At 73.3% G+C, this 9,837-nt stretch carries 7 protein-coding genes; 4 read left to right on the top strand and 3 right to left on the bottom strand.

Going from position 1 to position 9,837, the window contains the following annotated elements; genetic code table 11:
- The first annotated feature begins 8 nt into the window (after window positions 1-8).
- Together ACZ58X_RS06270 and ACZ58X_RS06275 are read left to right on the top strand one after the other, a co-directional pair.
- Entirely contained in the window at window positions 9-1,277 is a 1,269-nt protein-coding gene (locus tag ACZ58X_RS06270) for a L,D-transpeptidase family protein (RefSeq protein ID WP_470332519.1), read from the top strand.
- 122 nt (window positions 1,278-1,399) lie between these two features.
- On the top strand, window positions 1,400-2,344 hold the full coding sequence (locus tag ACZ58X_RS06275; RefSeq protein WP_470332520.1) for a beta-ketoacyl-ACP synthase III: 945 nt from the start codon (window positions 1,400-1,402) through the stop codon (window positions 2,342-2,344).
- Window positions 2,345-2,551: 207 nt separating this feature from the next.
- On the opposite strand, the gene ACZ58X_RS06280 is transcribed toward ACZ58X_RS06275, so the two are convergent.
- A complete protein-coding gene (locus tag ACZ58X_RS06280) occupies window positions 2,552-3,199 on the bottom strand; it encodes a TetR family transcriptional regulator (protein ID WP_188307623.1) in 648 nt (215 codons plus the stop codon).
- Between the two features lie 424 nt (window positions 3,200-3,623).
- Here ACZ58X_RS06280 and ACZ58X_RS06285 point away from each other — a divergent pair, with 424 nt between their 5' ends.
- Window positions 3,624-6,041, top strand: a complete 2,418-nt coding sequence (locus ACZ58X_RS06285; RefSeq protein WP_470332521.1) for an outer membrane protein assembly factor BamB family protein — start codon at window positions 3,624-3,626, stop codon at window positions 6,039-6,041.
- Window positions 6,042-6,080: 39 nt separating this feature from the next.
- Here the strand turns inward: ACZ58X_RS06285 and galE are convergent, their stop codons facing one another.
- Complete coding sequence (galE, locus tag ACZ58X_RS06290; protein ID WP_470332522.1) at window positions 6,081-7,067, bottom strand: UDP-glucose 4-epimerase GalE; 987 nt, start codon at window positions 7,065-7,067, stop codon at window positions 6,081-6,083.
- A gap of 239 nt (window positions 7,068-7,306) precedes the next feature.
- Here galE and ACZ58X_RS06295 point away from each other — a divergent pair, with 239 nt between their 5' ends.
- Window positions 7,307-8,383, top strand: a complete 1,077-nt coding sequence (locus ACZ58X_RS06295) for a S1C family serine protease (protein ID WP_470332742.1) — start codon at window positions 7,307-7,309, stop codon at window positions 8,381-8,383.
- Window positions 8,384-8,522: 139 nt separating this feature from the next.
- Here ACZ58X_RS06295 and ACZ58X_RS06300 read toward each other — a convergent pair whose 3' ends face one another.
- Window positions 8,523-9,743: a sensor histidine kinase gene (locus ACZ58X_RS06300; RefSeq protein WP_470332523.1), complete on the bottom strand. Its 1,221-nt coding sequence runs from the start codon at window positions 9,741-9,743 to the stop codon at window positions 8,523-8,525.
- Between the last annotated feature and the right edge of the window lie 94 nt (window positions 9,744-9,837).

The raw sequence follows: 9,837 nt of genomic DNA on the forward strand, positions 1-9,837 counted from the left end.
TCGACGGCATGTCCGGTTCCCATCGCGCCACCGAGTACCCGCCGTACGAGCCGATGCCGGAGCCGGAGTACGGGGTGCCGCAGCAGTCGCACGAGGCGCCGTACCAGGCGTACGAGCCGTACCCGCAGGCCGTCCCGCAGCCCGCTCCGCAGGAGTACTACGGCGAGTACCGGCAGCCGGCCGACGGGTACTCCGGGGCGTACGAGCAGCCGTTCCAGCCCTTCCAGCCGTACGTCGTCGAGCCGGAGCCCGCCTACTCGGAGCCCGCCTACCCGGAGCCGTCGGTCTACCAGGAGCCCGCCTACCAGCAGCCGGTGTACGAGCAGCAGCCCGAACCGGCCGAGCCCCTCGCGCCCCTCGCCTCCGTCACGCCCATCGCCGCCGCGGCCCCCGCGCCCGGTGGCCGGGCCGCCGCCCGGGGCCGGCGGCGCAAGGTGAAGCAGAAACGACACGGCAAGGCCGTGATGGCCGGCACCGCGCTGCTGGTCGCGGCCGCCGCCGGCTGGTACACCGTCGGCCAGGACGGCGCCAAGTCCGTCGCCGCGGCCGCCGACGGCCCCGGACCGGAGGGCGTCAGCAAGCCCGACCACCCCGTCACGCCCGCCCCCGCGGCCGTCCAGGCCGCCGCGGACCGGCAGGCCGCCCCCGCGGCCGCCGGGCGCAGCGAGACCCGCCCGGACGGCTCGCTGACCGCGATACCCGGCCTCGGGGCCGCCTTCACCGCGAAGATCCCCGCCGCGACCACCCAGGTCGTGGTCGCCACCGGCCAGGGCAAGGACACCGACAAGAACAGCGTCACCCTGTGGACCCGCACCCCCGAGGGCCGCTGGCTGGCCGGTGAGACCTGGCAGGGCCACAACGGCAAGAACGGCTGGACCACCGACCACAACGAGGGCGACCTGCGCAGCCCGATCGGCGTCTTCGACCTCACCGACGCCGGCGGCAAGAAGGACAACCCCGGCAGCAAGCTCCCGTACGACAGGGACGCGAGCTTCGTGGTCTCGGGGACGGGCTTCTTCGGCGACCAGCTGGCCGGCTCCTTCGACTACGTGGTCGCGATCAACTACAACCGGGTCGCCGGCAGCTCCCCGCTCGACATGCGCCGTCCGATGGGCAGCAAGAAGGGCGGCGGTATCTGGCTGCACGTCGACCACGACGGCCCGACCCACGGCTGCGTGTCGATACCCGAGGACAAGATGGCCCAGCTGATCCGCACCCTCGACCCGGCCGCCCACCCGGTGATCGTGATGGGCGACGCCACTTCGCTGGCCGCCTGACCTCGGCGGACGTCCGGGCCCAGGCGCCCCAAGGGCCTTGTGGAGCCCCTACAGTTCACCGGCGCGGATCCTGTAGCCGGTCGTGCCCGGCTGACCAGCGGGTAACCCGGTTCCATGGCAGCATGAGCGGTTCGCGCATTGTGGCACTCGGGCACTACCAGCCTCCCAAGGTGCTCTCCAACGACGACCTGGCGGCATTCGTCGACACCGACGACGAATGGATCCGCACCCGGGTGGGGATCCGCACCCGGCACATCGCCGAGGGCGAGACCCTGGTCGACCTCGCCGCCGAGGCCGCGCAGAAGGCGCTGGCCAACAGCGGCCGGACGGCGGCGGAGATCGACCTGGTCGTGGTCGCCACCTGCACCGCGATCGAGCGCAGCCCCAACACCGCCGCCGCGGTGGCTGCCCGGTTGGGCGTCCGCGCGCCCGCCGCGTACGACATCAACACGGTCTGTTCCGGCTTCTCCTACGCGCTGGCCACCGCCGACCACGCGATCCGGGCCGGTGCGGCGCGGCGCGCGCTGGTGATCGGCGCCGAACGGATGTCCGACACGCTCGACTGGACCGACCGCTCCACCTGCGTGATCTTCGGCGACGGTGCGGGCGCCGCAGTGGTCGAGGCCCAGGAGGAGGGCGCCGAGCCGGGCATCGGGCCGGTGGTCTGGGGCTCCGAGCCGGAACGGGGCGACGCCGTGGTGATCACCGGCTGGGACCCGGTGATCAGCCAGCAGGGCCAGTCGGTGTTCCGCTGGGCCACCACCCAGCTCGCCCCGCTGGCCCGGCAGGCCTGCGAGCGGGCCGGGATCGACCCGTCGGAGCTCAAGGGCTTCGTCCCGCACCAGGCCAACCTGCGGATCATCGACGCGATCGCCGCCAAGCTGGGCCTCGCCGACGCGGTGGTGGCCCGGGACGTGGTCGACTCCGGCAACACCTCGGCCGCCTCGATCCCGCTCGCCTTCTCCAAGCTGGTCGAGCGCGGCGAGCTCTCCCCGGGCGATCCGGTCCTGCTCTTCGGCTTCGGCGGCGGCCTCGCCTACGCCGGGCAGGTCGTCCGCTGCCCCTGATCCGCCCACTCGCCTCCGGGGCGGGCGTCCCTGAACAGCACATGCCGATGGGCGGGCACCCTGTGTGAGGGGTGCCCGCCCACCGGCATGTCTGGCGCGCGTGCGGTACGTCGGCGGACCTCCCCCGAGGACACGGCCGCCGTCCGTCGTTCCCCGGACAGGAGGCCGGGGCTGCGCGCGGAGCGGATGGTGGGTCGGAGGACGGTCCTACTTGGGCGCCTTCTTGCCGGTGACGCCCAGGTACACCAGGGGAGCGAGGTTGGGCTTGAGGTCCTTGACCTTGACGCCCCAGGAGGTGAAGGCCTTCTGGTGCTCGGCCGCCGAGGCGAGCAACGAGACCAGGGCCCCGGCGACGGCGTTCGGGTCGAGCGACTTGTCGGCCTGACCCTTCGCCTGGAGTTCCTTGACGGCCTCCGCGAGCGGCTTGGCGACCGAGTTGAGGACGGTCATGCGGATCTTGAAGAACCGCTTGTCCCCTTCCGCGGCACCGAGCGTGACCACTCGGAGAATGGCGTCGTTCTTGCGCCAGAAGGCGAGGAATCCGTCGACCAGTTCTTCCGAAGTGGTCGGTCCGGACTTCCCTGCCCAGGACTTTCCGGCCACCAGCTCTTTGAGGGTGTCGGAGTCCTTGGCCATTTCCTCGGCGATTTCGAGGACTGCGCCCTCGACATCCGGGAAGTACTGGTAGAAGGTCGCGGGGGAGGTACCCGCCATACGGGCGACGTCGATGACCTTGACGTCCCGATAGGGCGACGTGCTGAGCATCTCGCGGAGGCAGTCGAGCAGCTTCTGCCGCGTCTCCTGTCCGCGTCGCCCGGCGACGCGACCGTCGACGGTGCGAACTTGTCCTGTCATGCCGTCAGCTTACCGTGGCAAGATCTTGGCGCGATTCGGTGATGCGACTATTACTCCGCACGGGGGTCGCTATAGCGGCCTGAACCACTTCGGACGGATATTCACCGGGGTCCGAAGGCGCTCTTGAAGCCCCCCCGTGTGCTTTTGACCCCATAGCGTGACGGCGAGTCCGCTGAGGGGTGGTCGGGTGACAGAGCGTGACCGGCGAGGGGGGTCGGAACGTGGACGGTCCGGGCCCCGGGGCGCAAGCCGGTGCCGGAACAGGCGTCAGGATCCGGCCGTTCCGTCACCGCTGACCAGCGGACCGACGGTCCGGGGCGGCGGCCGTCTCCCGGTGGGGGAGGTTGGAGTTGCGCCGGGCGGCATTGGAGAATCGGGTCCGGCACCACGCGGCGGGTGCGGATGACGGGGAGGTGGCTGCGGAGTGGACCAGCTGACGGCGCACGATCCGAGGAGGATCGGGCCCTTCGAGGTGCTGGGGCGGCTCGGCGCGGGTGGGATGGGGCTGGTCTACCTGGCGCGCTCCGCCTCCGGGCGCCGGGTGGCCATCAAGACCGTCCGGGGGGAGCTGGCCGAGGACGAGCTGTTCCGGGTCCGCTTCGCCCGGGAGATCGCGGCGGCCAAGACGGTCGGCGGCTTCTACACCGCGGCCGTGGTGGACGCCGACGCGGACGCCCGGGTGCCCTGGCTGGCCACCGCGTACATCCCGGCGCCCTCCCTGGAGGACCTGGTCGAGGAGTGCGGCCCGCTGCCGGTCGACGCCACCCGCTGGCTGGTCGCGGGCATCGCCGAGGCGCTGCAGTCCATCCACGCGGCCGGACTGATCCACCGCGACCTCAAGCCCTCCAACGTGCTGGTGGTCGAGGACGGCCCGAAGGTGATCGACTTCGGCATCGCGGCCGGGGTCTCCAGCACCCGGCTGACCATGACCAACGTCGCGGTCGGCACCCCTGCCTACATGTCCCCGGAGCAGGCCCGGGACAGCCGTACCGTCCGGGGCGCCAGCGACGTCTTCTCGCTCGGCTCGCTGATGGTCTTCTGCGCCACCGGGCACCCTCCGTTCCGCGGCTCCAACCCGGTCGAGACGGTGTTCCAGCTGCTGCGCGAGGAGCCGGACCTCACCGGTATGGCGCCCGAGCTGATGGACCTGGTCCGGGCCTGCATGCAGCAGGCGCCCGAGCGCCGGCCCACCCCCGCGCAGATCCAGGCCGAGCTGGCGCCGCACCTGTTCTCCCGGGACGACGCCGCCGGCGAGGTCGGCGACTGGCTGCCGCCCCACGCGCTGGAGCTGATCGAGCGCAAGCGCGGCCGCCGCCCGAGCGCCCAGCCCCGCTCGTACCCCGGCCCGGCCGAGCCGCCGCGGCCGCCGCACACCCAGGGCCCGCCGCAGCAGCCGCACGTGCCGCCGCAGCACCCCGGCCCGGACGACCCGCGCACCTACCCCGGGGCCGGGCACGCCCCGCCGACCGGGCCGGTGCACGCCGGGCCGCGCCCCGGGGGCCAGGACGACGGTATCCCGACCGCGAAGATCCCCTCCAAGAACAAGCACCGCGCGCCCACCGGCGGCATGGCCGTCGAGGTGCAGCTGTCCGGCGCCTCGGTGCGGATAGGCCCGGGGCCGCGGGCCGAGCACGAGCAGCCCGGTCCGAGCACCGCCCCGGCCACGACCGACTGGGTCCGCCGGGCGGCGCCGACCCCGCCGCCCGTTCCGACCCCGCCGCCCGTTCCGACCCCGCCGCCCGCCGCGGCGGCCCGCTGGCGCCCCTGGCGGTTCCGGATGTCCAACGACGTCTGGGGCACCCCGGTGGTCGCCGACGGCACGCTCTTCGTCTCCAGCTTCGAGGTGCACGCGCTGGACATCGCCTCCGGCGAGCGCCGCTACAAGACCCGGGACGTCGCCTGGGCGCTCGCGGTGGACGCCGGCCGGGTGCACGCCGCGGACGGCCCGCACCTGTACACCGTGGACGTCGCGGACGGCACCGAGCGCTGGCGCACCTCGCTGGACGGCTGGGTCTACTCGCTCTCCGCCGCCGACGGCGTGCTCTGCTGCGGCGTGCGCGGCGGCGGCGTCCAGCTGCGCGCGGCCGCCACCGGCGCCGAGCTGTGGCGCGCCGACGACGCCCAGCAGGACTACGAGAACCCGCAGTCCGGCCCGGTCCTGGTGGGCGGCGCCGCCTACTACTTCGGCGCCGGACGGCTGCGCTGCGTGGATCCGCGCGGGGCCGGCCTGCGCTGGTCCTTCCAGGTCGGCGAGGACGTGCCCGCGCACCCGGTCGAGCGCGGCGGCGTGCTGTACGTGACGGCGGGCACCCGGGTGTACGCGCTGGACGCGGCCAGCGGCACCGAGCGCTGGCGCTTCGAAGCCCCGGTGGTGCTGTTCACCCCGCCGGCGCTGGACGGCGACGCGGTCTACGTGGCCGACTACCTGGGCACCGTCTACGCGCTGGACGCGGCCACCGGCCTGGACCGCTGGCGCGGGGTCACCGGCAGCCGCCAGGGCGCCGAGCCGGTGGTGGTCGGGGACGGCATGGTGCTGGTCGGCAGCGGCGAGGTGCTGTACGCCTTCGAGGCGGCGACCGGCCGGGAGCGCTGGCGCTACACCACGCGCGGCGACATCGTGGGCTCCCCGGCGGTGGCCGACGGCCTGGTGCACCTGGGCAGCCGGGACCACTCGCTGCACACCCTGGACCTGGCGACCGGTCAGCTGCGCTGGGAGCTCGGCACCAAGGGCGAGCTCACCGGCTCCCCGGTGGCGGTCGGCGGCCGGGTCTTCGTCGGCTCCAAGGACCGCTGCGTGTACGCGCTGGACGCCTACTACGGCACGGCGGTGCCCGCCCGCTGAGCGGGGCGGACACCGCCGTCCGGTGCTGCTACCCGAGGGTCAGGCCTTGCGGGCCCCGGGGTGGCGGCTGCACCAGCCCTCCCACGCGGAGGAGACCATGTCCTCGACGTCGTGGCCGGCGCTCCAGCCCAGCTCGCGGTGGATCAGGTCGGCGGCGGCCACCACCCGGGCCGGGTCGCCGGGGCGGCGCGGGGTCACCTCGGCGGTGGTGTCGTAGCCGGTCACCTTGCCGATGACCTCAATCATCTCCTTGACGCTGACGCCCTCGCCGCGGCCGATGTTGAGCACCAGCGCGGTCTCGCCGGCCGGGTCGGCGGCCAGCCGCTTGGCGGCCGCCACGTGGGCCGAGGCGATGTCGGAGACGTGGATGAAGTCGCGGACGCAGCTGCCGTCCGGGGTCGCGTAGTCGTCGCCGAAGACCCGCGGGGCCTGGCCGGCGGTCAGCCGCTCGAAGACCATCGGGATCAGGTTGAACACCCCGGTGTCGGAGAGCTCGGGCGAGGCGGCACCGGCCACGTTGAAGTAGCGCAGGGCCACGGTGGACATCCCGTGGGCCTTGCCCGCGGCGGCCACCAGCCACTCGCCGGCCAGCTTGGTCTCGCCGTACGGGCTCATCGGGTCGCACGGGGTGGACTCGGTGACCAGGTCGACGTCCGGCATGCCGTAGACGGCGGCGGAGGAGGAGAACAGGAAGCGCTTGACGCCGCCCTCGGCCGCGGCCTCCAGGACCGTCTGGAGGCCGATCATGTTCTCCCGGTAGTACAGGAACGGCTGCTCGACCGACTCGCCGACCTGCTTCTTGGCGGCGAAGTGCAGGATGCCCTCGATGCCGTGCTCGCGGATCGCGGCGTCCAGGACGGCGCGGTCCAGGGTGGAGCCCTGGATCAGCGGGACGCCGGCCGGCACCCGGGAGGCGTCGCCGGTGCTCAGGTCGTCCAGGACGGCGACGCGCTCACCGGCGTCGAGCAGCTGGCGGACGACGTGTCCGCCGATGTATCCGGCACCGCCGGTGATCAACCAAGTCATGCGGCAATCCTAGGCGTTCGGTTTCGGACACCGGCCTCGGGCGAGTCGGGGCGGCAAAACGGACAAATCGGTGAAATGCTGACAAAGATTTCCGTGCTCTCACGCCCCGCGCCCTCGCGCGGTGACGAATCGGAGGCAGCCAGGTGAGCCGAAAGAAGGAACACAACCGACCGCTGCCGGCCGGCCCCCGGCCGACCGGTCCCAAGGCGGCGCACCGGCGGCTGCCGGCGCCCGGCGGGATCGTGGTCGTCACGGCGCTCGCCCTGGCACTGGCCGGGTGCAGCAGCTCGTCCTCCTCCAAGGCCACCTCGTCCTCGACCGCCTCCACTTCCGCCGCGAGCAAGCAGGCCTCGGCCGCGCCCGCCGCCCAGCCGGGCGGCGCCAACCAGCTGCAGGACGCGTACCAGAAGGTGATCGCCGACGTGCTGCCCTCGGTGGTCCAGATCACCACCGGCGACAGCCTCGGCTCCGGGATCGTCTACGACGACAAGGGCGACATCGTCACCAACGCCCACGTGGTCGGCTCGGCGACCACCTTCACCGTCACGCTGGCCAACTCCACCAAGTCGCTGGACGCCGCCCTGGTCGCCAGCTACCCGGACTCCGACCTCGCGGTGATCAAGCTCAGCAGCCCGCCCGGCGGCCTCAAGCCGGCCGCCTTCGGCGATTCGAGCAAGGTCCAGCTCGGCCAGATCACCCTGGCCATGGGCAGCCCGCTCGGGCTCTCCAGCAGCGTCACCCAGGGCATCGTCTCGGCCACCGGGCGGACCGTCTCCGAGCCCCGCGGCGGCGGCTCGCCGGGCGCCACCATCGGCAACATGGTGCAGACCTCGGCCGCGATCAACCCGGGCAACAGCGGCGGCGCGCTGGTCAACCTGGACAGCCAGGTGATCGGCATCAACACCCTCGCCGCGACCGAGCCGCAGACCAACGGCGCGGCGGCCCCCGGCATCGGCTTCGCCATCCCGGCGTCCACCATCACCAACATCACCGACCAGCTGATCAAGCAGGGCAAGGTCACCAACTCCGGGCGGGCCGCGCTCGGCGTCACCGCCCGGACCAGCTTCAACCAGCAGTTCCAGCCCGCCGGCGCGGCCATCGTGGCGGTCAGCCAGGGCGGCCCGGCCGCCTCGGCGGGGCTCCAGGCCGGCGACGTCATCACCAAGATCGGCGACACCCCGGTCGACTCGCTGAACGCGCTCACCACCGCGCTCGCCTCGCTCACCCCGGGCAGCAAGGTCACCGTCAGCTACACCAGGGACGGCAACAACGCGACTGCCGACGTCACCCTCGGCACGCTGGAGAGCAGCTCCTAGCGCACCCGCCCCCCGACCCCGGTACGCCGGCCGGCCCGTACACCGCGCAAGGGTTCCGCGGGGCGGCCGCCGCACCGGACCGGCGCCGGGGCCCGTCCACTGCCTCGACGGGTTCCGGCGCCCCTTCGCGTTCCGGCGCCTAGCGGCGGGCGGTGCGGGTGCGCCAGGGCAGCTCGACGGTGACGGTGGTCGGGCCGCCCTCCGGGCTCTCCACCAGGAACACCCCGTCCACCGCCCGGATCCGCTCGGCCAGCCCGGCCAGGCCGCTGCCCGGGTAGGGGGCCGCCCCGCCCCGGCCGTCGTCCTGGACCAGCACCATCAGCTGGTCGTCCGAGCGCCAGACGTCCACCGAGGCGCTGGTGGCGCCGGCGTGCTTGGAGACGTTGGTCAGCAGCTCGCTGACGGTGAAGTACGCGATGCCCTCGACCGCCGAGTCCGGGCGCTCGGGCTCGCCGTCCGGCCCGGCCAGGTCGACGTTCACCTTCACCCCGCCCGGGACGGTGCAGCGGGCCGACACCGCGGACAGCGCCGCGTCCAGGCCGCGGTCGGTGAGCACCGCCGGGTGGATGCCGCGGGCCAGGTCGCGCAGCTCCTGGAGGGCCAGCTTCACCTCGCCGTGCGCGTTGTCGACCATCCGGGTGGCGACCGCCATGTCCTCCTGGCTCTCCACCTCCCGCAGCCGCTCCTTGGCCATGCCGAGGTCCATCGCCAGCGCGACCAGGCGGGCCTGGGCGCCGTCGTGCAGGTCGCGCTCGATCCGGCGCAGGTCGGCGGCGGCCGTCTCGACCACGGTGCCGCGGTCGTCCTCCAGCTCGCGCACCCGCTCGGCCAGCGCGCCGGGGAAGAGCAACGACTCGATCAGGATCCGGTCGACCGCGGCCATCGCGCGCACCATGAAGGGCAGCACGGGCCACAGCGTGATCACCGAGACCAGGGTCAGGGTGAAGCTCAGGATGCCCCAGGGCAGCATCAGCACGTTGTAGAGCGCCGAGCGCCAGTTCAGCAGGTCGGTGAGGTGGGCGATGGTGTAGCCGACCACGCCCGGGCGGCGCTGCTGCACCGGCTGCGGATCGTCGATCGCGGAGCCGTACGCCGAACGGGCCCGGCTGCGGCCCAGGGCGCCCAGGGCGCGGGACCCGGCCAGGCCGGCGGCCAGCACCGGCAGGCCGATCACCGTCACCGACAGGCCCAGGCCGACCGAGAGCGCGGTCACCGAGAGCACGAAGCCGGCGATGCCCAGCGGGAAGTTGAGCATCAGGTGTCCGACCTGGCGCCACATCCGCGCGCCGTACAACGGCGGGCGCCCCATCCGAGCGTCCTGCTCCTTGATGGCGTCCACGGCGCGGTTCAGCGACTTCATCGGATCATCCGTCCCCTCGTTCGAGCTGGCGGACCCCAGCATCCCGAACGGGGGAGGGGGTGTGCCATGGGGGTGATACATCTTCCCGGGCGGG

It is taken from the genome of Kitasatospora sp. NPDC040550, from assembly GCF_055594965.1.